We start from the raw sequence: 26943 nt of genomic DNA, 5'->3' as shown, positions 1-26943 counted from the left end.
TTCCTTTCATGGCTTGCCGGTAAAGGAGCGAATGAGGCGTGCGAGCGCCTCCGGCTGCTCCACACAGGGAATGTGTCCGCATTCCGCGATAACCTCAAAACGAGAGCCAGGGACGCCGTCGGCGGCGCGGCGCACAAGATCGACCGGCGTCGACCCGTCCTCGTCGCCGACAACAAACAAGGCGGGCACGGTGATTGTGGGCAAAACATCGGTGAAGTCGGTGTCGCGCAGAGCCTTGCAGGTCTGAACATAACCGCTGATGGACTGGCGCTCCATCATCAGCCTGTAACCCGACAGTTCCTCCGGACGCTCCGTCCGGAAAGCGGGCGTGAACCAGCGTTCCATTACGCTTTGCGAGATTGATTCGAGGCCACCTTTTTCGATAGCATCGATTCGAGCATTCCAGACATCCGCCGTCCCGATCTTCGGCGCGGTGTCACAGAGGATCATTCGTCTCACGAGATCCGGCCGCTTCCGCCAGAGGCCCTGAACGATCAATCCGCCAACCGACAGGCCACAGAAGACCGCTTTTGATATGCCGACATGCTCCACGAGGCCGATCAAATCGTCGACAAGATCATCCATCGTAAACGGCGACGGTCCAAGACCTGACAGCCCGTGACCGCGCGAATCGTAGAGCAGGATCGACACGTCGTCCTCCAGCTCGTCGAACAGCGGCAACCAAATCCGAAAGTCGGTACCCAGCGAATTGGAGAAGACGATTACCTTCCTCGCGGACGCGTCGCCGATCATTTCGTAATGGACAGTGGTGTGGTTGACGTTGGCAAAAGCCATTATTTTCTCCTCTGAGACCAAATTAGGCGGTGAAATAAGCAAGGTAAAATGATATTTCGGACCAAATCCATAACAGATTGGGAATGCTTTGGACGCTCGGATCAAGTTTCGCCACTTGCAGACGTTTCTCGAAGTCGGGCGGCATCGCAGCATCGGCAAGGCCGCCGATGCTCTTGCGGTTACGCAGCCTGCCGTCTCCCGAACGATTGGGGAACTGGAAACCATTCTTGGCGTCGCCCTTGTCGAGAAAGAGGGCCGCGGTATTCGCCTGTCTCATTTTGGCGATATATTTCTCCGGCACGCAGGAGAATGCGTGGCGGCCGTGCAGAGAGGGATTGATTCGATAGCAGAGGTGCAGAAGTCGGAGGGGCCGCCCATCCGGATCGGCAGTTTGCCAACCGCCTCAACAACCTTCCTGCCGGATGCCGTGTCAGATTTTCTGCGACATCAAACAGGAAGCCAGGTCACCATCGTTTCCGGAGACAACAAAGTTCTGCTCGACGCCTTGAGGCTAGGCGAACTCGATCTGGTGGTTGGCAGACTGGGTGCCCCGGAGCGGATGACGGGGCTGTTTTTCGAGCCGCTCTATAGCGAGGAGGTGGTGATCGTGACACGGCCCTCGCACCCACTTGCCGCCCGTCGCAACTTCACGCTGAACGAACTCGCCAACTATGTCGTACTCATGCCGATCGCCGGCTCGGTCATTCGGCCATTCGTCGACCGGCTGCTTCTGACGAACGGCATTCCGGATCTGCCAAACACGATAGAAACGGTCTCCGATTCGTTCGGTCGCGCCTACACAATGCGCCATGATGCCGTCTGGATCATTTCGCGGGGCGCTGTCGTCAACGACCTTGCCGCAGGCGGCCTTGCCGAACTGCCCGTCGACATGAAGGAGACGCGGGGGGCGGTGGGTCTGACGACCCAAGCGACGTCGGAGCCGAGTGCGGCTCTATCGCTCATGAAGCAGGTTATTCGGGAGCACGTGGCATCACGCGCCGGTTAGTCGCTTCCCGTCAGTGCGCTTCATCCCAGTTGTTCGCCGCACGTGCATCCACCTTAAGCGGCACTTTCATGGAGATAGCTGGCATGGCCGCATTTTCCATGACATCAACGACCAGTGGAATAACCGCCTCAACGGCCTCTTCTTCCACCTCGAATATCAGTTCATCATGGACCTGCAGGAGCATTCGCGCACACGCGCCAAAACCGGCCGCCTCGAGTGCGGGCTCTACCCGTACCATCGCACGGCGAATGATATCTGCCGCCGATCCCTGGATCGGCGCGTTGATCGCTGCCCTTTCGTTGAAGGCCCGCATAGACGGGTTTGACGATTTGATATCCGGGTAATGCGCGCGTCGACCGAAAATCGTTTCGACATATCCGTTTTCGCGCGCAAAGGCCTTGGTACCCTCCATGTAGTCCCTGATGCCGGGGAAGCGCTCGAAATACTTCTTGATATATTCGCCGGCTTCCGACCTCTCTATGGCAAGCTGGTTTGCCAGACCGAACGCAGAGATGCCGTAGATGATGCCGAAGTTGATCGCCTTGGCACGGCGACGGATTTCCGAAGGCATGCCGTCGACCGGAACTCCAAACATTTCCGAAGCCGTCATCGCATGGATGTCGATCCCGTCGGCGAAAGCCTGTCGCAATTGCGGAATGTCGGCGACATGGGCCAGCACACGAAGCTCAATCTGACTGTAGTCGGCGGACAGGAGCTTATGGCCGGGTGTCGAGATGAAGGCGGTTCGAATCTTTCTGCCCTCGGCCGTGCGAACCGGTATGTTCTGCAGGTTGGGCTCCGAGGAGGAGAGGCGCCCGGTGGTGGTAGACGCGAGAGAATACGAGGTATGAACGCGTTTCGTCTGCGGATGAACGTAGCCTGGCAGGGCGTCGGTGTACGTCGATTTCAGCTTCGTGAGCTGTCGCCAGTCAACGATCTTGCGCGGCAGCTCAGCACCTTCCGCTGCAAGATCCTCAAGCACCTGTGCGGACGTCGACCACTGGCCCGTCTTGGTCTTGGTGCCTCCGGGAAGGCCCATGCGACCAAACAGGATATCACCTAGCTGTTTGGGCGAGCCGATGTTGAAGCGCTCGCCCGCAAGGGTATAAATCTCTTCTTCAATGCCAGCCGCCTTTTGGGCAAGCTCTCCAGACAACCGGGACAAAATCCGCCGATCAACGGTTATGCCACGTTCTTCCATCTCGGCAAGAACCGGAACCAGTGGCCGCTCCAGCCGCTCATAGACGCGCATCAATCCGTCAGCCACAAGCTTCGGCTTCAGAACCATCCAAAGCCGCAACGTCACATCGGCGTCTTCCGCGGCGTAGGCTGTGGCTTTTTCGATGTCCACCAGATCGAACGTGACGCTCGATTTGCCCGAGCCGGCCACGTCCTTGTAAGCGATCGGCTCATGCCCGAGCCAGCGCTCGGAGAGGCTGTCCATTCCATGGGCGCCGCGCCCGGCCTCCAGCACGTAAGACATCAGCATCGTGTCGTCGAAGGGAGCGACAGAAATGCCATAGCGTTTCATCAGGAGGTAGTCGTATTTCAGGTTCTGGGCGATCTTCAGGACTGCTGGGTCTTCCAGTAAGGTCCTCAATGCCGCCAGTGCCTCCCGCTCCGGAATCTGGCCATCCGACAATCCTCCCCCCAGAAGATCGCCATGACCGCTCTTGTGGTTCAACGGAACATAAGCAGCGCGGACCGGCAGGCCGGCCGGCGAAGCAGCGTTGTCCGGAATAGCAAGGGAAAATCCCACCAGCTCCGCCTGCATCGGATCCAACGAAGTCGACTCGGTGTCGAAAGCGACTATACCGGCTTCACTGGCCGCCCTGATCCAGTCGGCAAGAACGGTCATGTCGCGGATCGTGACATAGGACGACCGGTCGATCTGCCCTCCCAGGAAGGCCGCGGATCGCGCTGCGGAAAGGTCATGCGGACTCTGCTCTCCGGCAGACCGGGTCGCAGAGGCTGCGGTGCCGGACATAGTCGCGGCGGACGGCGGCGCCGGAGTTTCACCTCCCGAGATCGTATCCAGATCGGGTCCGTGGGCGGCGGCGCCCCACTCCACAGGTACATGGCCCGGTTCGACGTCATTCACGGAGGTTCCAGTCGCTTCTCCCACGCGCCGCGTCAGCGTTGAGAACTCCATGGTCTTCAGAAATGCGATCAGTTTCGGACCGTCTTGCGGCTCAAGAACCAGCGCATCCAGATCCAGATCCAGAGGCACGTCCGCGCGCAACGTCACGAGTTGGCGCGACAGAAGCGCCTGCTCGGTGTTGGCGATGATCGATTCGCGTCGCTTGTCCTGCTTGATCTCGCCGGCTCTCGCAAGAAGGGTATCCAAATCGCCGAACTGCTCAAGCAGTTGTGCCGCCGTCTTCGGACCGATGCCCGGGATTCCGGGGATGTTGTCGGTCGAGTCCCCTGTCAGTGACTGCAGGTCGATCATCTTCTCAGGCGGGACGCCCCACTTCTCGATAACGTCCGGAATGCCGATCTGCTTGTCCTTCATGCTGTCATACATGTGGACGTTGGGGGTCACCAATTGCATCAGATCCTTGTCGGAAGAGATGATCGTGACGTCGGCGCCAGCGGCCTCGGCACGCCGCGCGTAGGTGGCGATGATGTCATCGGCCTCGAATCCCTCCGTTTCGATGCAGGGAAGATTGAAGGCGCGGGTCGCCTCCCTGATCAGGCCGAACTGCGGCACCAGATCCTCCGGTGGCGCGCTGCGGTTTGCTTTGTAGGCTTCGTAAATTTCCTTGCGGAACGTTTTTGACGAATAGTCGAAGATTACGGCGAAATGCGTCGGCGTTACGCCGACGGAGGTGTCGCGGGCATCCGTCAATAACTTCCAAAGCATGTTGCAGAAGCCGGACACAGCGCCCACGGGAAGGCCGTCCGACTTGCGGGTAAGGGCCGGCAAAGCATGGAAGGCCCGGAAGATGAAACCCGAGCCGTCAACGAGGAAGAGATGATCGCCTTTTTTCATGGCTGCATGGATAGCGCGGGCCATGCGTAAGGTCCATTGAAACTTGACCGTCGGGCTGCTCAGTGCCTCACGCCAACGTTACCGAATTGTAATCCACCCTTCCCTTGAAAAACCATATTTGGCCTATCATTTCCTAGTCACCGGCGATTGATCACGCCGCAGTCTGATAGTTGGCTCGTCCCCCGCCGCGTCAGACTTGGGCAAAGGCCTTATCCCCCTCTCCGGGCCTTTGTCCTACTTTTTCAGACCGCCACGGCCCGCCTCCAAGCCGTGGCGGTTTTTGCTTATTCGCGCTGCGAAAATTTCCCTGAAGCCGCATTCGATCGCTAGCAATTTATTATAAGTTTCGCGTGAGACTGCGGCCGTTCGTAACAGTGGCTTTCAAGTACATGGATTCTGCAACCTACCTCGCGGCACAGCTGGCCAAGGGCTTTTCGCGCTCACTCCACACCAAGGCCGTGAAACTCGGGTTTTCTCCCGGGCAATTTCCTATTCTGCTGGAACTTTGGGATGAAGAGGGCCTTACCCAGGCTCAGTTGCTCGAGCGCGTGGACGTCGAGCAAGCCACCATGGCGAACACTTTGTCGCGCATGCAGCGGGACGGACTGATCGAGCGGCGGCCGCATCCGACGGACAAGCGTGCGCAACTCATCTATCTGACGGATAAGGCACGCTCGATGCGGGACGAGGCCATCTCTGTCGCATCCGAGGCCGATGACGCGCTCTTTAAGGGTTTCCGGCGTTTCGAGCGCGAGTTGATGCTGGAATACATTCGTCTGGCGATCGACAACGCCCGCAAACTCTAGCCGGCATTTTTTCCAAGAAGTCTCGAAACAGCCGACCCGTTGGTTTATCGTCCGCGTCCATTCGCAATGCAGGACTTGGACATGACCCAACTTTCAGCCGTGCTCGATCGAGCCGATCAGAACTTCTCCGCCAGTCTCGACCGTCTGTTCGACCTGGTGAGAATACCGTCAATCTCGACCGACCCAGCCTATGCTGCCGATTGCCGCAAGGCCGCTGAATGGCTGGCAAAAGTCTTGTCAGAGCTCGGCTTCGAGGCATCGGTGCGCAACACGTCAGGCCATCCCATGGTGGTGGCTCATCATGAGGCAAAGGCACCGGATGCGCCACATGTGCTGTTCTACGGTCACTATGACGTGCAGCCCGTCGATCCACTCAACCTGTGGGACAACGACCCATTCGATCCGTCCATTCAAGAGCTTGAGGGCGGACGAAAGGTCATTACCGGTCGTGGCACGGCTGATGACAAGGGGCAGTTGCTGACCTTCGTCGAGGCTTGCAGAGCATACAGGGACATTCATGGCGGCCTGCCTATCAGAATTACCATCCTGTTCGAGGGAGAGGAGGAGTCCGGCTCGCCATCCCTCAAGCCCTTTCTTGAGGCGAATGCGGCGGAACTGAAAGCTGACTACGCCCTGGTTTGCGATACCGGCATGTGGGACAAGGATACACCCGCGATTGCCGCAGCCTTGCGGGGCCTGGTCGGCGAGGAGGTGACCGTCAAGGCCGCTGATCGCGACCTGCATTCAGGCCTATTCGGCGGCGCGGCGGCCAATCCCATCCACATCCTTGCAAACATCCTGGCAGGACTTCATGACGAAACCGGTCGGGTCACGCTGCCGGGGTTTTACAACGGCGTTGAGGAAACGCCGGCGAATATAAAGGCGTCGTGGGAAAAGCTGGGCAGAAGTGCCGAGAGTTTTCTGGGTGAAGTCGGCCTTTCTGTTCCGTCAGGCGAGAAGGGGCGATCCGTACTTGAACTCACCTGGGCAAGACCGACCGCAGAGGTCAATGGCATCACGGGCGGTTATACCGGAGAAGGCTTCAAGACGGTCATAGCCGCTCAAGCCTCCGCCAAAGTATCTTTCCGTCTGGTCGGGCAACAGGATCCTTCGGCGGTTAGGGAAAGCTTCCGCGCCTATGTCCGCTCGAAGATACCGGCGGATTGCACGGTCGAATTCCATGAGCACGGGGGCTCACCCGCCATTCAACTGTCCTACGACTCTCCTGTCCTGACGAAGGCCAAGACTGCGCTTTCCGACGAATGGCCGAAGCCGGCTGTCGTGATCGGCATGGGTGGGTCGATACCGATCGTAGGCGATTTCCAGAAGATGCTCGGCATGGACTCGCTTCTCGTGGGATTCGGGCTGGTAGATGACCGCATCCATTCGCCGAACGAAAAGTACGATCTTCAATCCTTTGAAAAGGGCATCCGCTCGTGGATCCGGATCATTGATGCGCTTGGGAAGTAATCAAAACGCAAAAAGGTCGGGCATGCCCGACCTTTTCATCGTCTCAGAACAAAACGCCAGTACATCCGTGGTCGAATTTTCCGAGTAGTACATGAGAAACCCGTCCGGTCTCTACATTCTCTGTAGCAGGATGGTCCTGCATCTAGGTTAAATAAGTCTTACATTCCACTTCCTTAGGACGACGCCAAAGGAGAGGTCAATGAGTCTCGAATCAGTTCGTTCGTTCTTTGCCGTACACGCACCGGAAATAGCGGTGATTGTCACAGAGGCAAGTTCTGCAACGGTTCCTCTTGCGGCCGAGGCCCATCGAGTAGAACCGGACCAGATCGCGAAGACCATCTGCGTGAAGGTCGGCGACACGGTCATGCTGGTCGTGACAGCGGGTACGAGGAGACTTGACAACAAGAAGTTCAAGGAGAAATTCGGCGCAAAGCCGCGAATGCTGGGCGCGGACGAGGTCCTTGCGCTGACAGGCCACCCGGTCGGTGGCGTTTGTCCCTTCGGGCTTGCAAGCGATCTACCTGTTTACTGCGATATCTCTCTTAAGTCGTTCACCGAAGTCGTACCGGCAGCGGGAGCCACCAACGCGGCGGTGAAAGTCGCTCCCGATCTTATGGCGACCTTGACACGGGCGACTTGGATAGACCTCTGCCAAGCGCCGGACTGCAATGAAAATGGTGCGTAAACCGAGGGTTAACCTCCCCTTAAATAGCCGCATTTAAATTCAATCAATAAGTTCAGGCTTCGCCTAGGTTGCCGTGATTGAAACTAGGCGCCTTCTCCCGACATATTATCAGAGGAACGTCACCGGTTCGCTATGGCAGGCAGACGAAACCCGAAACAACGTATAGAGCCGACCCTCGACCTTATGGATAACGACGAGGATGAGCTGCGGCTTGATCCGCGGGACAGAGGTTCCTCCGCCGGAAAGAAGTCGGGTCGCGAAAGAACGAGAAAGAAAAGTTCCGGCACGAGGTCGAAACGGCGGGAGACACGGGAACGGAGCGGTTTGGGCTCGCTTCTCCGCAACCTCATATACTGGTGCATCGTCCTTGGAATTTGGGGCGGCATCGGTGTGGCCGGCATCGTTCTCTATTATGGTGCGCGCATGCCAAGCGCGAGCACGTGGAGCATTCCCGAGAGGCCGCCCAACCTCAAGATCGTTGCGGTAGACGGGACGGTGATTGCCAATCGCGGCGCCACAGGCGGCGAAGCACTGCCCCTGGAGGATATGTCGCCGTTCATTCCTCAGGCGGTGATGGCCATCGAGGATCGCCGGTTCTACTCCCACTTCGGGGTCGATCCGTTCGGCCTAGCTCGCGCCATCGTCAACAACCTTACCGGACAGCCGATTCAGGGAGGATCCACGATCACCCAGCAGCTGGCAAAGAACATGTTTCTTTCCCCCGACAGGACAATCGAAAGAAAAGTCCAGGAGGTGCTGCTGGCTTTCTGGCTCGAGCAGAAGTACACGAAAGACCAGATTCTGGCGATGTACCTCAACCGTGTGTACTTCGGTTCGAACGCTTATGGCGTTGAAGCCGCATCGCGCCGCTACTTCAACAAGTCCGCGCGCGAGGTCAATCTGGGAGAGGCAGCACTTCTTGCCGGACTTCTCAAAGCGCCGTCGCGACTTTCGCCTGCCCGCGACCCGGATGCAGCAGAAGCGCGCGCCCAGGTCGTTCTCGGCGCGATGCGTGAGGAGGGCTACATCACCGATGACGAGGTGAAGACGGCAATGTCGCAATCTCCGACCAAGGCGAAAAGCTACTGGAGCGGCGCCGGCCAATACGTGGCCGATATGGTCATGGACGACGTGAAGCTGCTTCTCGGCAACGTCGAGGAAGATCTGCTGGTGGAGACCACCATAGATACCTCACTTGAGAAAAAGGCCGAAGCGACGATCACCGAGGCGCTCGGGGCCGAAGGACAGAAGCTGAATGCCTCTCAGGCGGCCTTGGTGTCGATAGACGGCACCGGAGCAATCCGCGCCCTCGTTGGCGGCAGAGATTACGCGACCAGCCAGTTCAATCGTGCCTACAAAGCACGGCGGCAACCGGGCTCGGCCTTCAAACCTTTCGTCTACGCGGCGGCAATGGAAATAGGGATGCGCCCTTCGTCCGTCCGCAATGACGCGCCAATCCGGATCGGGAACTGGACGCCGGAAAATTACGACCAGAATTACCGCGGCGAAGTCAGTCTCGGCAATGCCCTGGCGAATTCGCTCAATACGATCGCAGCCCAACTTGTCATGGAAGTCGGACCTCAGCAGGTGGTCAAGCTCGCCCACCGTCTCGGAATCGAGTCCGAATTGCAGGCAAATGCTTCTATCGCGCTCGGGACGTCGGAAGTCTCGCTCGTCGAGCTCACCGCAGCCTACGCACCGTTCATGAACGGAGGCTACAAGGCAACACCGCACATCATCCGCCGAATTTCCAACGCATCCGGCGAAGTGCTGTACGAAACCGACTACCAGAACCCACCCCGGGTCCTCAGCGAACACGTCGTCGGTGCGATGAATTCGATGCTGACCCGCGTGGTGACCGAGGGAACCGGTAAGTCCGCGCGCCTCGATGGTTGGCAGGTCGCTGGCAAGACGGGCACGACGCAGTCGTTCCGCGACGCGCTCTTTGTCGGCTACACGGCAAATCTGACAACTGGCGTCTGGTTCGGCAATGATGACGGTTCGTCCATGAAGAAAGTGACAGGAGGGGGGCTACCGGCAAAGGCATGGAAGGATTTCATGACCGCCGCGCACGCGGGTCTTCGTCCAGCGCCGCTCGGCGGGACGGTGGCACCGGAAACGACAGAACCATCTCTCACGTCGATGATCCACGACATGCTTCTCGGAGGTGGTCAATCATCAACGGCCTATCCGCCTCCACCCACTCCGGCGGCGGCACCGGCAACACCCGAGGCTGACTTTGGGCCTACGGCGACGGTCGGGCCCACACCGCCCGGGGATATCGGTCAGCAGGCGCCGGCAACACGAAGGACGACCCTGCTCGACGTAATCATGGGTCAGTAACACCCCGCTTCAACAGGTCGGAGCAAGATCGGAAATGCATGGTTTGTTGCGGCGTGTGACATCCGGACTACCGAACGCTGTCAAAGTTTGAGTGGCCGTGTTTTCCCGACGCGAGGTCCACAAGGAGCCTTGCAGTCGGAAAACGCGCTTCTTATATACGCCGCATACGAGCAGCCTTCGCTGCGAGACCTTAAGACAATCCACGTCAAGGGGCCGTCAATGGAATGCCTGATCCGGGTTCCGACGGTCTGCTTCAAGGAGAGAATGACATGGCTAAAGTAATCGGTATCGACCTCGGAACGACCAATTCCTGCGTCGCCGTCATGGATGGCAAGGACGCGAAAGTGATCGAGAACTCGGAAGGTGCGCGGACCACACCGTCCATGGTTGCCTTCAGTGACGACGGCGAACGTCTCGTCGGCCAGCCGGCCAAGCGTCAGGCAGTCACCAACCCGACCAATACTCTCTTCGCAGTGAAGCGCCTGATCGGCCGCCGCCATGAAGATCCGACGGTTGAGAAGGACAAGGGTCTCGTCCCCTTCCATATCGTCAAGGGCGACAACGGCGATGCCTGGGTCGAGGCACAGGGCAAGAAGTATTCTCCGTCGCAGATTTCGGCGATGGTGCTGCAGAAGATGAAGGAAACGGCGGAAGCCTATCTTGGCGAGAAGGTCGAGAAGGCTGTTATCACGGTTCCTGCCTACTTCAACGACGCACAGCGCCAAGCGACGAAAGACGCAGGTCGCATCGCGGGTCTTGAAGTGCTGCGCATCATCAACGAGCCGACTGCCGCCGCTCTTGCCTACGGTCTGGACAAGAAGGATGGCAAGACCATCGCAGTTTACGACCTTGGTGGTGGTACGTTCGATATCTCGGTCCTGGAAATCGGTGATGGCGTCTTCGAAGTGAAGTCGACCAATGGCGATACCTTCCTTGGTGGTGAAGATTTCGACATGCGTCTCGTCGAGTATCTCGCAGCCGAATTCAAGAAGGACAATGGTATCGACCTGAAGACCGACAAGCTCGCGCTTCAGCGGCTCAAGGAAGCTGCTGAAAAGGCGAAGATCGAACTGTCTTCGTCTCAGCAGACAGAAATCAACCTGCCGTTCATCACGGCTGATGCGTCCGGTCCGAAGCACCTCACGCTGAAGCTTACCCGCGCCAAGTTTGAAAGCCTGGTGGATGACCTGATCCAGCGGACTGTCGCACCGTGCAAGGCCGCCCTCAAGGACGCGGGCGTCTCTCCGAGCGAAATCGACGAAGTTGTTCTAGTCGGTGGCATGAGCCGCATGCCGAAGGTACAGGAAGTCGTCAAGCAGTTGTTCGGCAAAGAGCCGCACAAGGGCGTGAACCCGGATGAAGTCGTGGCACTCGGTGCGGCCATCCAGGCCGGTGTTCTGCAGGGCGACGTCAAGGATGTGCTGCTGCTCGATGTCACGCCGCTGTCGCTTGGTATCGAAACGCTGGGTGGCGTCTTCACCCGTCTGATCGATCGCAACACGACGATCCCGACGAAGAAGAGCCAAGTGTTCTCGACCGCCGACGACAACCAGCAGGCCGTGACGATCCGGGTCTCGCAGGGCGAGCGCGAAATGGCCGCGGACAATAAGCTGCTCGGCCAGTTCGACCTGGTCGGCCTGCCGCCGGCACCCCGTGGCGTTCCGCAGATCGAAGTCACTTTCGATATCGACGCGAACGGCATCGTTCAGGTTTCGGCTAAAGACAAGGGCACGGGTAAGGAACAGCAGATCCGAATCCAGGCTTCTGGTGGTCTTTCCGACGCCGATATCGAGAAGATGGTGAAGGATGCCGAAGCGCATGCCGACGAAGACAAGAAGCGTCGCGCTGCCGTGGAAGCCAAGAACCATGCGGAAAGCCTGATTCACTCCACCGAAAAGTCACTGAAGGACTACGGTGACAAGGTGTCTGAAGCTGACCGCAAGGCGATCGAAGATGCGGTGGCTGCGCTGCGTGCGGCGGTTGAAGTCGCCGAACCAGATGCTGACGACATCCAGGCGAAGACGCAGTCGCTGATGGAAGTATCGATGAAGCTTGGCCAGGCAATCTATGAAGCCCAGCAAGCTGAGGGTGGTTCGGAGTCCCCGGCAGGCGATGATAACGTCGTCGATGCGGACTATGAGGAAGTGAAGGACGAAGACACGAAGAAGTCGGCTTGATGAAAAGCCGCCCTGTTCGGTCGCGTTCAAACTCTCTGTGGCTGGTCCTTGGGCCAGCCCTCTTCCTTACGACGTCAAGCTTTTCCTCCGCCTTGGCAAGTGATCGCGAGACTTTTCGCGTTGTCGCCGCGGAGGAAGGCCGCGTGACGGCTGCCGTGACGGCAAAAGATGGCAAGACACTGCGAAAATCCGTCGCGTCACTTGGCAAACTTATTGAAGCGGCCTTGAACAAGCGAGATCGGGGGGAAGCCGTCAGCAGTTGCGACATGGCCGCTCATTCCTTGGGTTTCGTTGCTGCGTCCGTCGTTGAAGCTCTCGCGCATAGCGGCGAAGCACGAAAACTCCTTGTCGCGGATGCACGGGCCGCAGCTGCGGATTTCGTCAAGGACATGCAGGGGTGCGAAACGTTAAATCGCCAGAAGAATGGCAGCCATAGTGGCTTGGAGAAAGCTTTGAGAGCTTTGTAGGACCATGGCAAAAGCAGATTTCTATGAGACCCTGGGGGTCGCCCGGACCGCCGACGAGAAGGAGCTGAAAAGCGCCTTCCGCAAATTGGCGATGAAATATCATCCTGACAAGAATCCAGACGACGCTAATGCCGAGAAGAAGTTCAAGGAAATCAACGAGGCTTACGAGACACTGAAGGACCCCCAGAAGCGTGCGGCCTATGACCGGTTCGGCCACGCTGCGTTCGAGCAGGGTGGCATGGGTGGCGGAGGTGGTTTCCAGGGTGGCGGTTTCGGCGGCGGAGGCTTTTCTGACATCTTCGAAGACATTTTCGGCGAGATGATGGGCGGCGCCCGCGGTGGCCGTCAGCGCTCCACGGGCGGTCGGGAACGTGGCGCCGACCTTCGATACAATATGGAAATCTCGCTCGAGGAATCGTTCAGCGGCAAGACGGCTCAAATCCGTGTGCCTACGTCGATCACTTGCGACGTTTGCACAGGGTCCGGTGCGAAACCGGGCACAAAGCCTACGACCTGCGCGACGTGCCAAGGGTCCGGACGTGTTCGGGCCGCTCAGGGTTTCTTCTCAATCGAGCGGACATGTCCGACCTGTCACGGACGAGGCCAGACAATCTCTGACCCCTGCACAAAATGTCATGGCCAGGGCCGCGTGACGGAGGAACGGTCGCTGTCGGTGAATATCCCGGCGGGTATCGACGACGGGACCAGAATTCGTCTTCAAGGTGAAGGGGAAGCGGGACTGCGAGGTGGCCCGGCGGGTGATCTCTATATCTTCCTGTCCGTCAAGCCGCATGAGTTCTTCCAGCGCGACGGCGCGGATCTTTATTGCTCGGTGCCGATCTCGATGACCACGGCGGCACTTGGTGGCACCTTTGATGTGGCTACGCTCGATGGAACGAAGTCGCGTGTGACGGTGCCGGAAGGCACTCAGACCGGTCGCCAGTTCCGGTTGAAAGGCAAGGGTATGCCAGTGTTGCGGTCCGCGCAAACCGGTGATCTCTATGTACAGATCCGTATCGAAACGCCTCAGAAGCTGACCAAGCGGCAGAGGGAACTGCTTCAAGAATTCGAGCAGATTTCGTCCAAAGAAAACAACCCCGAATCGACGGGCTTCTTCTCGCGGATGAAGGACTTCTTCGACACGCTCAGCGAATGAGCTGCCTCCGAAGCCGGCGCAAATCCCGCCGGCTTCGTTTGTACTCAATAGTGTGGAGGCCTGGTGATCGCGGGCGCATCCAAACTGTTTTCCTCAAGCGTCAGAAAACGCTCCGTCAGGCGGTCCAACTTGCTTCGCGTCTGTTCGACGACCTTCCACTGCTCGGCTAACTGATCCGAAAGCTCGTCTATGATCTTGGCTTGGTAGGCGACCGTCTCCTCAAGCCGTATCAGCCGATCATTGTCCATGTAACTGTTCTCCGCTACCGCTGTTTCTTCTTTTTGTAAGGCATCAGCATTATGGCCGATGCCGTGACGGCGGCGCCGAAGGTGAGGGCAAGCGGTATGGAAATCAGAACCGCAGGCAGAATCGGCTCGCGCGCTCTGCCGAGATGGGTCCCCAAACCACCAATGTCAAAGAAGAAGAGCATTGCTGACACGCCCAGACCAAGGAAAAATCCGAATCCGGCGTTGGTCGCAAGAAAGCGTAGCATCTCCCAGTGGTCACGGCGCGCTTCTTCGGGCGTTAGCTCTACATTAGGGTCGCGTGTCATGGCAGCTCAACCGAGGTTGTCGATCCCTAGTCTGACAGGAATTACCCGCTACGTCGATGGATGCCGGGCAACGTAGTCCTGCGACCCAATGTCTTGCCTTAGGCAAGCAGACGGCCTACGTGCTTCAAGAGGCAACCGCGATTCATCATGACACACAAGGTTTCGATCCAACGGCTGAAGCTGACGGATTTCCGCAATTACAAACATGTCTCTTTGTCGCTGGACGATCGACACGTCGTGCTCACGGGCGCGAACGGTGCCGGAAAAACCAATCTTATGGAGGCCGTTTCCTACCTGTCGCCGGGCAGAGGACTGCGGACCGCCGTTCTAGCCGATGTTGCCAATGTGGCTGGCGCTGGGGTGTTTAGCATCTTTGCGGCATTGGACGGAATGGAAGGTGATGTCGAGATCGGCATTGGCACAGAGGCGGGAGAGGAAGGCCAAACCCGACGAGTGATCATCAACGGCACTGCCGCGCGCTCCGTGGACGAACTGACAGACCACGCCCGGCTTCTCTGGCTGACACCCGCCATGGATGGTCTTTTCACGGGCTCTTCGGCCGATCGGCGACGCTTTCTCGACCGGCTTGTCCTATCCATCGATCCGGCCCACGGCAGGCGCGCCAGCGACTTCGAACGTTCTATGCGGGGACGCAATCGTCTTCTCAGCGAAGGCCGATTCGATCCCGCGTGGATGACCGGAATCGAGAGGCAGATGGCAGGGCTCGGGATTGCCATGGCACTCGCGCGCCAAGAGGTTCTCGGCCTGCTGGTGACATTAATCGAGTCGGAGCCGGGAGGAGAGGCTTTTCCCTCAGCACGTCTGGAACTGAATGGATTCATGGACGGGCAATCCGGCCGGCCGGCGGTCGACCTTGAGGATCTCTACGCGGAGATGCTGCTTGAGGGGCGGTATCGCGACGCGGCTGCCGGGCGTACTCTGGAGGGACCTCACCGTGTCGATCTGCTGGTTCGGCATGCCGAGAAGGACATGGAGGCCGAGCGATGCTCGACGGGCGAGCAAAAGGCACTTCTGGTCGGGCTCGTTCTCGCGCATGCGCGCCTCGTCTCCAACCTGACCGGCCATGCGCCGCTGTTGCTGCTGGACGAGATCGCCGCGCATCTCGACGAAAATCGCCGCGCTGCGCTTTTCGATCGGATCGACTCTATTGGCGGGCAAGCCTTTATGACCGGCACCGATGCATCGATGTTTTCAGCGTTGGGGGACCGAGCACAGTTCTTGAACGTCGATCACGGATCGATAACATCTTTATGAAGATCAGCTCACCCGCATCCCTCACAGGACGACTGTGCAGATGAACCCTCTGACACCCGACGAGATTGCCCGATACCAGCGCCATATCCTGCTGCCCGAAATCGGTGGCGAAGGCCAACAGCGACTCAAAGCTGCGCGAGTGCTGGTGATCGGCGCAGGCGGTTTGGGAGCCCCCATACTTCTCTATCTGGCGGCCGCCGGCGTCGGCACGATCGGCATCATCGACGATGACGCAGTGTCGCTATCCAATCTGCAGCGACAGGTCATTCATGACACCGGCACCATCGGCCACGAAAAGTCAGAGAGCGCCGCCAGGACAATAGGCCGAATCAATCCGCATGTTCGCACGGAGCGTTTCCACGAACGTTTCACGAAAGAGTGGGCAGAGCTGCATCTCGCACGCTTCCACATTATCGTTGACGGTTCGGACAACTTTGAAACGCGCTTTCTGGCGGCTGACCTTGCGGAAACAGCGAGAAAGCCGCTGGTCACAGGAGCTGTCGGCCGGTTTGACGGGTCGCTCACAGTGCTCAAGCCCTATGAACATGACGATAGCGGCGACCTTCTCCCCGGTTACCGTGATATCTTCCCGGAGCCACCACCGGTGGGGCTGGTGCCGTCCTGCGCCGAGACCGGCGTCATCGGTGCACTGACCGGTGTCATAGGGACGCTGATGGCGATGGAAACTCTCAAGCTTATTACCGCGACCGGCGAACCGCTGATCGGCCGACTTCTGCTCTATGACTCCCTTTCCGCGCGATTTGATACCATCAGGTATCGACGGAGACGCTAATCTTCATGGACGAAGATATCGTTGCGATCGGCCTCTCTTTTGACCGCTGGGAGGAGCTATTCGAGCTTATCCTAGGTTCGTTTTCCTACATGAATGGGATCATCGATCCGCCGTCCTCGGCTCTTTCGATGACGCCTCAGTCGCTTCGGGAAAAGGCCAGACAGGAGATCGGCTTTGTAGCAAGAGAAGATGATGAGCTGATAGGCTGCATTTTTTGTCGGCCGGAACCCCCGAGCTGTCTTTATATAGGCAAGCTCGCCGTCGCGCCGTCGCACCAAAACCGCGGTATCGGCACACGGTTGATGGGACGGGCTGACGATCTGGCGCGATCCATCGGTTATCGCCAGCTTCGACTCGAAACGAGAATCGAGCTTACAGACAACCACAGGCGTTTTAGATCGATGGGATTCGAACTCTTCAGCGAAGGCCGGCATAGAGGCTTTGACCGCACGACATTCATCGAAATGCGCAAGCGCGTGTCCTGGGACTAGGTCCTGCCTGGTAATACCCGGTTCGGGGGGCGATGGCCGTCAAAAAAGGTGCGTATGTTTATGATCACCTTGTCGCCCATATCGATCCGGCCCTCGATCGTGGCCGACCCCATATGCGGCAAGAGTACAACTTTTCCCTGCTCCGCCAGCTTTACGAGCTTCGGATTGACCGCTGGTTCGTTCTCGAAGACATCGAGTCCGGCTCCGGCGATCCTTCCCTCGCGAAGGCAGTTGATGAGAGCCATCTCGTCGATGATCCCGCCACGGGCCGTGTTCACGATATAACTCGTAGGCTGCATCAGGGCCAGGCGGCGAGCCGACATAAGGTGGTAGGTGGCCGGCGTCGATGGACAATTCACCGAAACGATGTCGACCCGCGCCAACATCTGATCGAGACTGTCCCAGTACGTCGCTTCAAGCTCTTCCTCAGTCGCCGGATTGATGCGCTTGCGGTTGTGATAGTGGATGGAGAGCCCGAACGCCTTGGCGCGACGCGCAACGGCAGTGCCAATACGCCCCATTCCAATGATGCCGATGCGTTTGCCCCATATCCGGCGTCCCAGCATCCAGGTTGGAGACCAGCCGGCCCAGGCGCCCGGCTTTTCGGTCAGCACCCGCGAGCCTTCAGCAAGACGGCGAGGAACCGCCAGAATCAGCGCCATTGTCATATCGGCGGTGTCTTCCGTCAGGACGTTGGGAGTATTGGTAACGGTGATCCCGCGCCGTGCGGCCGCGTCCACATCGATGTGATCAAAGCCGTTCGAGAAGCTCGCGATCAGCTTCAGCTGCGGCCCGGCCTGCTCGATAAGCGCTGCATCGATACGATCTGTCACCGTCGGCACGAGTACGTCGGCTGTCTTTACCGCTTGCACCAGTTGAGGCTGGGTGCGGGGGACGTCGTCGATATTCAGTTCGGCATCGAACAACTCGCGCATCCGGGTCTCAACTGCATCAGGCAGTTTCCGGGTGATGTAAACCCTGGGTCTTTTCTTGCTTGTCATGCAGAACGCCGATGCCCTGTTCAGAACCCGTTAACCAAAACGGGCGATAACTTTATGCTAGGCCAATTTCTATCAAACCCGCGTCCGAAGACAAACAAAACTCGTAGAGGTGGGCCGCAAAACTGTCTCTAGCGAGCGCTGCGGGTGGTGGGCAGGCCGAAAGCTCTATCAGTCAGCGGAACCGAAATGCCCAATGCTCTGCACCGAATCGGTCTTGTCTCCAGCGTCATAGCTATGCTCCTGATGACTGGGGCGCAGACGTCACTCGCTCAGTCCACGGCGAAGGGGCCAAGCGGGCTTCCCCTGCCTCGATTTGTCAGCCTGAAGGCAAAGAGTGTAAACCTTCGGATAGGACCCGGCACGGACTATGCGGTCTCGTGGCGTTACCTCAAATCGGGACTTCCGGTGGAGATTATCCAGGAATACGAGAACTGGAGGCGGATTCGTGACGCCGATGGCACGGAGGGTTGGGTCAACCAGTCATTGCTGACCGGCGAACGCACGGCGGTGGCAGCGCCGTGGATGCGCGGCAACTCCGGAGAGGTGTTCGTCAACATGCGGCGCGATACGCTCGACTCCGCGGCCATTGTGGCAAAGCTCCAGCCCGGAGTCGTCCTCAAACTCGACGAATGCACCGGAAACTGGTGTCGCGCGGAAGCAGGGGGCGTTCAAGGATGGGTCTCCCAAGGAGAGATCTGGGGCGCCTATCCGGGGGAAGCGTTTAAATAAGTCCGGCCTCTCGGGCGGCTTCAGCCAGCGAGCCAAGTGGGCGCGGACCGATCTGCTGAATGACGATACCGGCCGCGAGGCACCCCAGCCTTCCACAGTCTTCCAGTGATCGGCCCTGGGTGTAGCCAAAGAGGAAGCCGGCAGCAAAGAGGTCCCCGGCGCCGGTGGTATCGACCAGTTCCCGGATCTGGATTGCGTCCACGCGAATCCGCTCGTCACCTTTAACGATGACGGCCCCCTCCTCGCTCATCGTAACCGCGGCGAGTTTGCAGTCGCGAGACATCCTATCGAGAGCGACGGAAAAGTCGTCTGTCTCGTAAAGAGCAAGTGCCTCCTGCCGGTTCGAGAATACGATGTCGACGGTGCCAGACCGCATCAGATCAAGGAATTCTTCTCGGTAGCGTGCCACGCAAAAACTGTCTGACAATGTCATCGACATCTCGCGCCCGCTCTCGTGCGCGATGCGGGCGCAATCGAGAATTGCCTGCTTGGCACGCGGCGGATCCCAGAGGTAACCTTCAAAATAGGTCACCTTGGATGCGGCCACGACAGCCGGCTCGACATCCTCCGGCCCGAACTCCACACATGCGCCCAGATGGGTGTTCATGGAACGCTCGCCATCTTCCGTGACGAAGATCATGCTTCGTGCCGTCGGCGGCGTCGTACCCTTGGCCTTGGTTTCATAATGAACGCCTTGGGCGCGGATATCATGAGTGAAAATCTTTCCGAGTTGATCATCGGCGACTTTACCGAAATAGGCAGCCCGTCCGCCTAGGGAAGCGATCCCCGCGGCGGTATTTCCAGCGCTCCCGCCCGACGCTTCCACCGCCGGCCCCATCTTGTCGTAGAGGCTTTCGGCTCGATCGGCGTCAATCAGATTCATAGCCCCCTTCAAAATCCCATTTTCAGTCAGAAACTGGTCATCACATCGGGAGATAATGTCAACAATCGCATTGCCGACCGTAAGGACGTCGAAGCCAGTCATTTGCAAGCTCTCTGAAGAAAGTTCATCGGTCCCTCATAGCGGTTTTTTCATCGTTGGGAAGGTGAAAAGACGGAAGTCATTCCGCTGTTACATTCTCCCGCTATCAACGCGACAAGTGAGTTCGGCGTGTTTAACGAACTCTATGGTGCGCATGACGTGCACCACAATACGTTCCGACCACGGATGAACTGGCGGAACTTTGTCCGGTTCAAAACCGGATGAGAGAAGCGGGGCTAGGCTCCGCTTTTTTCTTCTGACGCGTGCGAGATTGCGTATCCCGACATGAGGCTGCTAAGGCAGACTTCCTGCCTCCGCTGCGAAAGCCTCCCATGACCGCCATCGCCACGAACGTAGCTCCTATCTTCATACTCATATTGCTGGGGTGGATTTTGGTCCGCACCGGACTCCTCGGCGCGGGGGTAGGCGAGGCCCTTGGAGAGTTCGTCTTCAAGGTAGCTGTTCCGGTGCTGCTGTTTCAAACGATCTCGGAAGCGGATTTTCATGGAGCATCCCCCTTCCGCCTATGGATCGCCTACTTTTCCGGCGTGGCCGTTACCTGGACACTGGGTCACGTGATCGCGACACGGCTTTTCGGACGGGACGCTCGCGTGGGTGTGCTTGCAGGTGTGTCATCCGCGTTCGCGAACAACGTCTTCATCGGGCTCCCCCTTGTCGGACGTATCGTCGGTGAGGAAGGCATCGTCCCCCTATCTATCCTGCTGGCCGTTCACCTACCGCTGATGATGGTCGTCGGCACCATCCTGATGGAAAATGCAGAACGGGGCGTGAGCGGCGGATCGGGTCGCGGCATTGGCCTCATCATGAAGCAGGTCGCCACCAATCTGCTAAAGAATCCTTTGATTGCAGGTCTGGGAGCCGGAATTCTGGTCCATGTCACGGGGTTGCCCCTCGGTGAGGTTGGAACGAGCATTGTCCATCAGATCGCTGCCATAGCAGCGCCCGCAGCTCTCATTTCACTGGGCATGGCGCTTCACAAATACGGCGTACGTGGCAACCTCGGGATCGCAAGCGCAACATCGTTGCTCAAGCTGATCCTCATGCCCGCGGTGGTCTGGACGGCAAGCTTGCTGCTGGGTCTCAGTCCGTCCTGGACCGCAGCCATGGTGCTGACCTCGTCGGTTCCAACCGGCATCAACGCCTGGCTTATCGCCAACAGATTTGGCGTTGGCCATGGCTTGGCCGCCTCCACAATCACATTAACGACTGCTGTCGGCGTCGTCTCTGTAACGTTTTGGGCGTGGCTCGTTCTCTAAACAAAAATGCCCGGCATTTGCCGGGCATTTTTCTGGTCACTCGACTTCATCCGAAACGAATCAGTTTGTAGCCGCCGGATCCGGGAGGGGCAGCGGATTGTCAGAGAGCGTGCGAAGGTAGGCAATCAAATTTGCCCGTTCGTCGTCCTTCTTCAAACCTGCAAAGCCCATCGCCGTGCCGGGAACGAATTTCTTCGGTGCCGTTAGGAAATGGTTCAGGTTTTCAAAGGTCCAGGTAACGGAGCCCCCTTGAGAAAAGTCCTTCAATGCGGCCGAATAACTGAAGCCCTCGTGGCTAGCGACAGGGTGTCCCACCACGCCGAAAAGGTTCGGGCCAACCTTGTTAGCACCGCCCTTGTCGGCGTTGTGACAGCTCGCGCACTTCTTGAACACCGCCTCACCAGCAGCCGCGTCGGCGCTTGCCAGAAGCGTGGCGATCGGGGTTTCGACCACGGCTTCGGCCTCACCAGCGCCGGCGTCAGCCGGAGCCTCGGCGACGATGGCATAGCCTTCCGTCTCCGGAGCTTCGGAGTGGAAGATGCCTTCCGACGCGATCGACACAGACATCAGCACGAAGACCGTGCCGAGCAATGCTCCCGCGCCCATATTCACGTATGAATTCATCTGCAAACGCTCCCCTTGCAGCCGGCGGATGACGAACCGGACGATCTTGAAATCGCGCGGAACCTATGTCTTTTGCTTGACAGTTGCAACACGATTATGGTCCCGAGACTGAGACTTTTTGCCACTTTTTCTCCGGCATTAGAAGGCCCTGTGATGAACTCTCATGATTTTGCAAAGACCCTCGTCCTCATACCCGCCAGGATGGCCTCCACACGCCTGCCCGGCAAACCTCTTGCCGATATCTGCGGTTTTCCGATGATCGTTCAGGTGGCCAAGCGGGCGCAGGAGGCCAATGTCGGGCGGATTGTCGTCGCTGTGGACGATCAAGCAGTTTTCGATGTGGTAAAGAAGGCGGGGTTCGACGTGGTGATGACCCGCGTCGACCATCAGTCAGGCTCCGACCGGATTTACGAGGCCTTGTGCCTTATCGACCCCGACAAACATGCCGATATCATAATCAATGTCCAAGGTGATCTTCCGACCATCGAACCCGACTCGATAAGAGCGTCGCTGCGTCCGCTCGACAATCCTTCGACCGACATTGCGACACTTACGGTGGAAATCACACATGAGGAAGAAAAGACCAATCCGAATGTTGTGAAGGTGGTCGGATCTCCCATAGCGAATGAGCGTTTGCGGGCGCTTTATTTCACACGCGCAACCGCACCCCATGGCAACGGACCGCTTTACCACCACATCGGGCTCTACGCCTACAGACGGAAAGCACTTGAGACGTTTGTCTCTCTTTCTCCCTCGACGCTGGAGAAACGAGAGTCCCTCGAGCAACTGCGCGCGCTGGAAGCGGGCATGCGGATCGATGTCGAAATCATAAGCTCCGTCCCGCTTGGCGTGGACACACCGGCTGACTTGGACAAGGCGCGGCAGATACTTGCCGCCAGAGCGTAGGAAGCAGACAATGTCAGCGATGAACCAGACGAACCGGATTTCCTTCCAGGGAGATTTTGGCGCAAACTCCGACATGGCCTGCCGTGACATGTTCCCGGAGATGGAGCCCCTGCCATGTCCGACTTTCGAAGATGCATTTGTGGCCGTTGAAAACGGCGATGCCGATCTCGCGATGATCCCGATCGAGAACACGATCGCCGGCCGCGTCGCCGACATTCATTACCTGCTGCCCGAGTCCCGCCTCCATATCATCGGCGAGTATTTCATGCCGATCCGATTCCAACTTATGGTCGTTCCCGGTGGTACACGGGATGAGATCAAGACGGTGCACAGTCATATCCATGCGCTTGGCCAGTGCCGCCAGATCATCCGCTCCAACGGGTGGAAGCCTGTCGTGGCCGGCGACACCGCCGGCGCTGCAAAACTCGTTGCGGAGGTGGGAGATCGGTCGATGGCCGCCCTCGCGCCTCGCCTTGCAGCCGACCTCTACGGTCTAGACATCATCGCGGAGAATGTCGAAGACACCGAAAACAACGTGACCCGTTTTGTGGTGCTGTCTCGGGATGAGGCGCTTGCCCGGCGCTCCGACACCGAAGACCTGTTCGTCACGACATTCGTCTTCAACGTCCGCAACATTCCTGCGGCGTTGTACAAGGCCCTTGGCGGCTTTGCCACAAATGGCATCAACATGACGAAGCTTGAAAGCTATCAGATCGGTGGAAAGTTCGTCGCCACGCAATTTTACGCCGACATTGAAGGTCATCCGCACGATGCACCGGTAGAGCGAGCCCTAGAGGAATTGAGGTTCTTCTCAGAAAAGGTGCGCATCCTCGGCGTCTACAAAGGACATCCGATGCGCGGTCGCCTTTGACCGCGCGGGAGTATGCGCGGTCACTGCCAATCCAGCCAGTCGGACATGAGGCGGTTGGCGATCGCTCCCTTTAGAGGGGCCGTCCTGGTTTCAGATCGGGCGGACAACATCGCTGCAACCTCGTCCCGGTCAAACCAGCGGCAGTCAGCAAGCTCGGCCGGGTCGAGAACTACCGAGTCCGTCAAGGCCTCCGCGAAACAGCCTATCATCAACTGGTGCGGCATCGGCCATGGCTGCGATGCGTGATATCGCACGCGGCCGATTTCGATACCTGATTCCTCGAGAGTTTCCCGGCGCACCGCATTCTCGATGGTTTCGCCGGGCTCCATGAAGCCCGCCAGACAGGAATACATTCCCTCAGGAAAGCGGTGATTTCGTCCCAGCAGGCAGCGATCCTGCTTCTCACTAACGGCCAGCATGATTACGACAGGGTCGGTGCGCGGGAATATGGCGTTTTCGCAAGCGACACAAATCCGCTTGTAACCACCGATCGCGCTCCTCATCTTTCCGCCACAGCGCCCGCAGAATTGATTGTCCCGGTTCCAATGAACGAGGCTCAGTGCCTGGGCTGCCTCGCCCAGAAGATCATCCCCCAGAAGGTCGTCACGATAAAGAGATCGTGCGTCGGCAGTCTTATATTGGTGCGCCAGATGTTCAGCAGGCTGACCGACCGGCACTGCGAGACGCGGCTCACCGGTTGGCTGGAAGCCCAAGAGAACAGCGTTGCTAAAATCAGGAGAGAGATCCGCCAATTCATAAGGTGAGAACAGCGGGTCCAGCACCTGGTTCTCGTGCTTCAGGACCAGATGAGGACCTGACAGCGCCAGTATATGTGCACCATCGACCTTCAAGGCTTTCTCCAGACAATCGTCTTCGCGGTGCTCCGACTGGCGCTGGAGGCCATTTCGGGCAAAAGCGGTGAGATCACTAGGCTCGGGATGGGGACCATCGGTCGCGAACAGAGATTTGGTCATGAGTGAAGAACATCCAGAAAGCGCTTATGAAACTCTTGCTCTGCATCCGCGGCGTAGGGCTCTGATTTGCCGAACCCCCATACAGGGCCCGGCCAGTTGGGATCTCCCTCTTGACGAGCGATGACGTGGACATGGAGCTGACGCACGATGTTTCCGAGCGCGCCGATATTGATCTTCAAAGCCGACGTCGCTGTTTTCAATGCGCTGGCGACCGTCATCTGCTCGAATGTGAGAACCGCCTGGTCAAGTGGGGTTAACTCGAAGATCTCGCTCACACCGGGCCGTTGCGGTACAAGAACTATCCATGGCCAGCGCCGATCATTCATAAGTCGAACATGGCAAAGTTCAAGCGTTATCAAGAGCCTGCTGTCATGCTCCAGTCTTTCATCGAGTTCAAATGGCTTCAAGGTGCTACCTCCTATGTTTTACACCCCTTATCAGTTTTTTGGTTCATTGGCTTGCATTTGCGTTCGTTATTGCCGATATGTGGCGTCGGGAGGTTGGTGGTGGACGCGCCACTCGCCAACCGGGTCAGGTCCGGAAGGAAGCAGCCCCAACGAGCCCGGCACGGGTCGCCGTGCCAGCCTCCCACCTTCCCTTATTACCGGAAGCGCAAAAGCACCGGTACGCGCTGCCCTAGCGGGCGAATGAGGAACCGGCACCGGCCATGAGCGACGTCGAACCGACATCATCGAGCGCCAGTGTTCAGACGACAGGTTACCGCGTCCTAGCGAGAAAATACCGTCCCAAGGATTTCTCGGACCTGATGGTTGGGCAGGAACCGATGGTGCGAACGCTGACAAACGCGTTCGAGAGCGGCCGTATTGCGCAGGCCTATATGCTGACAGGCGTGCGAGGGGTCGGAAAGACAACGACAGCCCGCATCCTGGCGCGCGCGCTCAACTACAAGACACCCGAAATCGACAAGCCGACCATCGACTTGCGCGTCCCGGGCGAGCACTGCCAAGCCATCATGGAGGGCCGTCATGTCGATGTCATCGAGATGGACGCCGCATCCCACACCGGTATCGACGACATACGGGAAATCATAGAACAGGTTCGCTACCGGCCAGTCTCCGCGCGTTTCAAGGTTTACATCATCGACGAAGTCCACATGCTGTCAACGCAGGCCTTCAACGGCTTGCTTAAAACGCTCGAAGAGCCGCCGGAGCATGTGAAGTTCATTTTCGCCACCACGGAGATCAGGAAGGTTCCGATCACCGTGCTGTCCAGATGCCAGCGGTTCGACCTGCGCCGCATCAGCGCGTCGGATCTCGTTGGGCTTTTCTCCACGATCGCGGCAAAGGAAGGCATTTCCGCCGACGAGGAAGCACTTGCGATGATCGCCCGTGCCGCTGAGGGGTCAGCGCGTGACGGCCTTTCGCTGCTGGACCAGGCGATCGCTCACGGCGGCGGCGTCGTCAAGGCCGATGCCGTTCGCGACATGCTCGGGCTTGCCGACCGTGCGCGCATCGTTGATCTGTTCGGGCACCTCGTTTCGGGAGACGTTGCCGGAGCCCTGGCCGAGTTTCAGGGGCAATACGAAGCCGGGGCAAACCCGACCGTGGTGTTGACCGATCTCGCGGACTTTACCCATCTCGTCACACTCCTGAAATATGTGCCTTCAACGGCTCAGGATCCGTCATTGAGTGAAATCGAGCGCACCAAGGGCACCGAGTTTTCGACAAGCGTGGCGGTCACTACGCTATCCCGTATGTGGCAGATGCTCCTCAAGGGCATTCCGGAAGCGGAAAACTCCGCCCGTCCCGCCGGTGCGGCGGAAATGGTTCTTATCCGGCTGGCTCATGCCACCAGCCTTCCCTCGCCGGAGGACGCGGCACGCCGACTTCTTGATCTTTCTTCTACCGACAATGCGGTGACAGCGCCTCGCCCCGGCCAGGGTGGAGGGAGCGGCTCTGGACAGGCCGTCATGGAAACTAGGGCCGTTGGCACCGGTCCTACGGCGCAGCAGACTGCCGCCGTGCCCGTCACGCGCTTGCAAGCCGTCCCCGCCACGGCGGGAGGCCGGCCCGAAGAACTGCAGCGGCCCGAGCAAACGACAATCGAGCCCCCCGCACCGCTCGTACCAATCACTTCGTTGGAAGACATAGCCGATCTCTGCCAGAAAAACAGAGAACCGGTGTTGCGTGCCCGTATCCGTCAATCGGTCCGACTGGTAAAGGTGGAACCCGGAAGACTTGAAATCAATCTTGAGCCCGACGCTCCCAAATCCATAGCTGCCGACCTGACGTCCAAGCTCAGGGAGTGGACCGGTATTACCTGGTGGGTGACGCTTTCGAACGAGCCAGGCATGCCGACGCTGGTGGAAGCCGAGGAACGGGCCAAGGAGCAGCGTAAAACCGATGCGCGCGCCGATCCCGATGTCGCAGCCATCCTTTCCCGCTTCCCCGGCGCAAGGATCACCGACGTACGAATTCATGCGGCAGAGGCTGAGACGGACGACGTGGTGGCGGCGCCACCCGCGACAGCCGAGTCGGCGGAGGGAGATATCCTCCCGGGCGACGACATCGATTTCTAGGGTCAAATCCTAAAACACAACAAGGAGC

25 protein-coding genes and 1 other RNA gene are annotated in these 26943 nt (G+C 58.5%); 17 read left to right on the top strand and 9 right to left on the bottom strand.

All coding sequences use genetic code 11. From position 1 onward, the window contains the following. Positions 1-6: 6 nt before the first annotated feature. Complete coding sequence (gene pcaD, locus J5J09_RS02180; protein WP_208548066.1) at positions 7-795, bottom strand: 3-oxoadipate enol-lactonase; 789 nt, start codon at positions 793-795, stop codon at positions 7-9. A 76-nt stretch (positions 796-871) separates the two neighbouring features. On the opposite strand from pcaD, the gene pcaQ reads away from it, so the two are divergent. Further along, on the top strand, positions 872-1801 hold the full coding sequence (pcaQ, locus tag J5J09_RS02175) for a pca operon transcription factor PcaQ (RefSeq protein WP_208552989.1): 930 nt from the start codon (positions 872-874) through the stop codon (positions 1799-1801). Positions 1802-1811: 10 nt separating this feature from the next. Here pcaQ and polA read toward each other — a convergent pair whose 3' ends face one another. After that, complete coding sequence (gene polA, locus J5J09_RS02170) at positions 1812-4796, bottom strand: DNA polymerase I (RefSeq protein WP_208552986.1); 2985 nt, start codon at positions 4794-4796, stop codon at positions 1812-1814. Between the two features lie 389 nt (positions 4797-5185). Here polA and J5J09_RS02165 point away from each other — a divergent pair, with 389 nt between their 5' ends. The 7 genes from J5J09_RS02165 (at position 5186) to dnaJ (ending at position 13900) form a co-directional block, all read left to right on the top strand. After that, positions 5186-5602 carry a MarR family transcriptional regulator gene (locus tag J5J09_RS02165; protein ID WP_208548065.1) on the top strand — a complete coding sequence of 139 codons (417 nt, stop codon included), beginning with the start codon at positions 5186-5188 and terminating at the stop codon, positions 5600-5602. Between the two features lie 81 nt (positions 5603-5683). Then, positions 5684-7072, top strand: a complete 1389-nt coding sequence (locus tag J5J09_RS02160) for a dipeptidase (RefSeq protein ID WP_208548064.1) — start codon at positions 5684-5686, stop codon at positions 7070-7072. Positions 7073-7271: 199 nt separating this feature from the next. Then, positions 7272-7757, top strand: a complete 486-nt coding sequence (locus J5J09_RS02155) for a YbaK/EbsC family protein (RefSeq protein WP_208548063.1) — start codon at positions 7272-7274, stop codon at positions 7755-7757. A gap of 132 nt (positions 7758-7889) precedes the next feature. After that, complete coding sequence (locus J5J09_RS02150) at positions 7890-10100, top strand: transglycosylase domain-containing protein (protein WP_208548062.1); 2211 nt, start codon at positions 7890-7892, stop codon at positions 10098-10100. A 269-nt stretch (positions 10101-10369) separates the two neighbouring features. Further along, positions 10370-12277 carry a molecular chaperone DnaK gene (gene dnaK / locus J5J09_RS02145; RefSeq protein WP_208548061.1) on the top strand — a complete coding sequence of 636 codons (1908 nt, stop codon included), beginning with the start codon at positions 10370-10372 and terminating at the stop codon, positions 12275-12277. A gap of 143 nt (positions 12278-12420) precedes the next feature. Continuing rightward, positions 12421-12744, top strand: a complete 324-nt coding sequence (locus tag J5J09_RS02140) for a hypothetical protein (RefSeq protein ID WP_208548060.1) — start codon at positions 12421-12423, stop codon at positions 12742-12744. 4 nt (positions 12745-12748) lie between these two features. Continuing rightward, positions 12749-13900: a molecular chaperone DnaJ gene (gene dnaJ / locus J5J09_RS02135; protein WP_208548059.1), complete on the top strand. Its 1152-nt coding sequence runs from the start codon at positions 12749-12751 to the stop codon at positions 13898-13900. 44 nt (positions 13901-13944) lie between these two features. On the opposite strand, the gene J5J09_RS02130 is transcribed toward dnaJ, so the two are convergent. Next, the gene (locus tag J5J09_RS02130) at positions 13945-14148 is read right to left on the bottom strand and encodes a SlyX family protein (RefSeq protein WP_208548058.1); all 204 of its coding nucleotides are present in this window, start codon (positions 14146-14148) and stop codon (positions 13945-13947) included. A 14-nt stretch (positions 14149-14162) separates the two neighbouring features. Next, positions 14163-14453: a hypothetical protein gene (locus J5J09_RS02125; RefSeq protein WP_208548057.1), complete on the bottom strand. Its 291-nt coding sequence runs from the start codon at positions 14451-14453 to the stop codon at positions 14163-14165. A 147-nt stretch (positions 14454-14600) separates the two neighbouring features. On the opposite strand from J5J09_RS02125, the gene recF reads away from it, so the two are divergent. Genes recF through J5J09_RS02110 form a run of 3 tightly spaced genes read left to right on the top strand, consistent with a single transcriptional unit; the run spans position 14601 to position 17012 of the window. Next, positions 14601-15728 carry a DNA replication/repair protein RecF gene (gene recF, locus J5J09_RS02120; protein ID WP_208548056.1) on the top strand — a complete coding sequence of 376 codons (1128 nt, stop codon included), beginning with the start codon at positions 14601-14603 and terminating at the stop codon, positions 15726-15728. 40 nt (positions 15729-15768) lie between these two features. Further along, a complete protein-coding gene (locus J5J09_RS02115; protein ID WP_208548055.1) occupies positions 15769-16521 on the top strand; it encodes a molybdopterin-synthase adenylyltransferase MoeB in 753 nt (250 codons plus the stop codon). Between the two features lie 5 nt (positions 16522-16526). Then, on the top strand, positions 16527-17012 hold the full coding sequence (locus tag J5J09_RS02110) for a GNAT family N-acetyltransferase (protein WP_208548054.1): 486 nt from the start codon (positions 16527-16529) through the stop codon (positions 17010-17012). Here the strand turns inward: J5J09_RS02110 and J5J09_RS02105 are convergent. Further along, the gene (locus tag J5J09_RS02105; RefSeq protein ID WP_208548053.1) at positions 17009-18013 is read right to left on the bottom strand and encodes a D-glycerate dehydrogenase; all 1005 of its coding nucleotides are present in this window, start codon (positions 18011-18013) and stop codon (positions 17009-17011) included. The genes J5J09_RS02110 and J5J09_RS02105 overlap by 4 nt on opposite strands. Before the next feature lie 234 nt (positions 18014-18247). Between J5J09_RS02105 and J5J09_RS02100 the strand changes: the two genes are divergently transcribed. After that, positions 18248-18742, top strand: a complete 495-nt coding sequence (locus J5J09_RS02100; protein WP_246745889.1) for an SH3 domain-containing protein — start codon at positions 18248-18250, stop codon at positions 18740-18742. Here J5J09_RS02100 and J5J09_RS02095 read toward each other — a convergent pair. Then, complete coding sequence (locus tag J5J09_RS02095; RefSeq protein WP_208548051.1) at positions 18735-19727, bottom strand: adenosine kinase; 993 nt, start codon at positions 19725-19727, stop codon at positions 18735-18737. The two genes, J5J09_RS02100 and J5J09_RS02095, sit on opposite strands and share 8 nt — an antisense overlap. 329 nt (positions 19728-20056) lie before the next feature. Here J5J09_RS02095 and J5J09_RS02090 point away from each other — a divergent pair, with 329 nt between their 5' ends. Beyond that, entirely contained in the window at positions 20057-21001 is a 945-nt protein-coding gene (locus J5J09_RS02090; protein WP_208548050.1) for an AEC family transporter, read from the top strand. Between the two features lie 60 nt (positions 21002-21061). Here J5J09_RS02090 and J5J09_RS02085 read toward each other — a convergent pair whose 3' ends face one another. Continuing rightward, on the bottom strand, positions 21062-21625 hold the full coding sequence (locus tag J5J09_RS02085) for a cytochrome c family protein (RefSeq protein WP_208548049.1): 564 nt from the start codon (positions 21623-21625) through the stop codon (positions 21062-21064). A 153-nt stretch (positions 21626-21778) separates the two neighbouring features. Here J5J09_RS02085 and J5J09_RS02080 point away from each other — a divergent pair, with 153 nt between their 5' ends. Further along, the gene (locus tag J5J09_RS02080) at positions 21779-22531 is read left to right on the top strand and encodes a 3-deoxy-manno-octulosonate cytidylyltransferase (protein WP_208548048.1); all 753 of its coding nucleotides are present in this window, start codon (positions 21779-21781) and stop codon (positions 22529-22531) included. A 19-nt stretch (positions 22532-22550) separates the two neighbouring features. Next, a complete protein-coding gene (locus tag J5J09_RS02075; RefSeq protein ID WP_208552984.1) occupies positions 22551-23402 on the top strand; it encodes a prephenate dehydratase in 852 nt (283 codons plus the stop codon). A gap of 20 nt (positions 23403-23422) precedes the next feature. On the opposite strand, the gene nudC is transcribed toward J5J09_RS02075, so the two are convergent. Together nudC and J5J09_RS02065 are read right to left on the bottom strand one after the other, a co-directional pair. After that, complete coding sequence (nudC, locus tag J5J09_RS02070; RefSeq protein WP_208548047.1) at positions 23423-24376, bottom strand: NAD(+) diphosphatase; 954 nt, start codon at positions 24374-24376, stop codon at positions 23423-23425. After that, positions 24373-24783, bottom strand: a complete 411-nt coding sequence (locus J5J09_RS02065) for an HIT family protein (RefSeq protein WP_208548046.1) — start codon at positions 24781-24783, stop codon at positions 24373-24375. Before J5J09_RS02065 ends, nudC begins: the two co-directional genes overlap by 4 nt. Positions 24784-24871: 88 nt before the next feature. Here J5J09_RS02065 and ffs point away from each other — a divergent pair. Further along, an RNA gene (gene ffs / locus J5J09_RS02060) (signal recognition particle sRNA small type) lies at positions 24872-24968 on the top strand. Between the two features lie 75 nt (positions 24969-25043). Next, positions 25044-26915, top strand: coding sequence for a DNA polymerase III subunit gamma/tau (locus J5J09_RS02055; protein ID WP_208548045.1), 1872 nt, complete (start codon positions 25044-25046; stop codon positions 26913-26915). Positions 26916-26943: the final 28 nt, after the last annotated feature.

The organism is Ciceribacter sp. L1K22, assembly GCF_017599385.1.
Lineage (GTDB): Bacteria > Pseudomonadota > Alphaproteobacteria > Rhizobiales > Rhizobiaceae > Allorhizobium.
This window is presented reverse-complemented; position numbering and strand designations above follow the sequence as displayed.

What these genes read in the sequence shown, in the direction of transcription:
- pcaD (WP_208548066.1), bottom strand. Translation starts at nt 795, where the DNA reads ATGGCTTTTGCCAACGTCAACCACACCACTGTCCATTACGAAATGATC.
- polA (WP_208552986.1), bottom strand. Translation starts at nt 4,796, where the DNA reads ATGAAAAAAGGCGATCATCTCTTCCTCGTTGACGGCTCGGGTTTCATC.
- J5J09_RS02165 (WP_208548065.1), top strand. Translation starts at nt 5,186, where the DNA reads ATGGATTCTGCAACCTACCTCGCGGCACAGCTGGCCAAGGGCTTTTCG.
- J5J09_RS02160 (WP_208548064.1), top strand. Translation starts at nt 5,684, where the DNA reads ATGACCCAACTTTCAGCCGTGCTCGATCGAGCCGATCAGAACTTCTCC.
- J5J09_RS02155 (WP_208548063.1), top strand. Translation starts at nt 7,272, where the DNA reads ATGAGTCTCGAATCAGTTCGTTCGTTCTTTGCCGTACACGCACCGGAA.
- J5J09_RS02150 (WP_208548062.1), top strand. Translation starts at nt 7,890, where the DNA reads ATGGCAGGCAGACGAAACCCGAAACAACGTATAGAGCCGACCCTCGAC.
- dnaK (WP_208548061.1), top strand. Translation starts at nt 10,370, where the DNA reads ATGGCTAAAGTAATCGGTATCGACCTCGGAACGACCAATTCCTGCGTC.
- dnaJ (WP_208548059.1), top strand. Translation starts at nt 12,749, where the DNA reads ATGGCAAAAGCAGATTTCTATGAGACCCTGGGGGTCGCCCGGACCGCC.
- J5J09_RS02130 (WP_208548058.1), bottom strand. Translation starts at nt 14,148, where the DNA reads ATGGACAATGATCGGCTGATACGGCTTGAGGAGACGGTCGCCTACCAA.
- J5J09_RS02125 (WP_208548057.1), bottom strand. Translation starts at nt 14,453, where the DNA reads ATGACACGCGACCCTAATGTAGAGCTAACGCCCGAAGAAGCGCGCCGT.
- recF (WP_208548056.1), top strand. Translation starts at nt 14,601, where the DNA reads ATGACACACAAGGTTTCGATCCAACGGCTGAAGCTGACGGATTTCCGC.
- J5J09_RS02115 (WP_208548055.1), top strand. Translation starts at nt 15,769, where the DNA reads ATGAACCCTCTGACACCCGACGAGATTGCCCGATACCAGCGCCATATC.
- J5J09_RS02110 (WP_208548054.1), top strand. Translation starts at nt 16,527, where the DNA reads ATGGACGAAGATATCGTTGCGATCGGCCTCTCTTTTGACCGCTGGGAG.
- J5J09_RS02105 (WP_208548053.1), bottom strand. Translation starts at nt 18,013, where the DNA reads ATGACAAGCAAGAAAAGACCCAGGGTTTACATCACCCGGAAACTGCCT.
- J5J09_RS02100 (WP_246745889.1), top strand. Translation starts at nt 18,248, where the DNA reads ATGCTCCTGATGACTGGGGCGCAGACGTCACTCGCTCAGTCCACGGCG.
- J5J09_RS02095 (WP_208548051.1), bottom strand. Translation starts at nt 19,727, where the DNA reads ATGACTGGCTTCGACGTCCTTACGGTCGGCAATGCGATTGTTGACATT.
- J5J09_RS02090 (WP_208548050.1), top strand. Translation starts at nt 20,057, where the DNA reads ATGACCGCCATCGCCACGAACGTAGCTCCTATCTTCATACTCATATTG.
- J5J09_RS02085 (WP_208548049.1), bottom strand. Translation starts at nt 21,625, where the DNA reads ATGAATTCATACGTGAATATGGGCGCGGGAGCATTGCTCGGCACGGTC.
- J5J09_RS02080 (WP_208548048.1), top strand. Translation starts at nt 21,779, where the DNA reads ATGAACTCTCATGATTTTGCAAAGACCCTCGTCCTCATACCCGCCAGG.
- J5J09_RS02075 (WP_208552984.1), top strand. Translation starts at nt 22,551, where the DNA reads ATGAACCAGACGAACCGGATTTCCTTCCAGGGAGATTTTGGCGCAAAC.
- nudC (WP_208548047.1), bottom strand. Translation starts at nt 24,376, where the DNA reads ATGACCAAATCTCTGTTCGCGACCGATGGTCCCCATCCCGAGCCTAGT.
- J5J09_RS02055 (WP_208548045.1), top strand. Translation starts at nt 25,044, where the DNA reads ATGAGCGACGTCGAACCGACATCATCGAGCGCCAGTGTTCAGACGACA.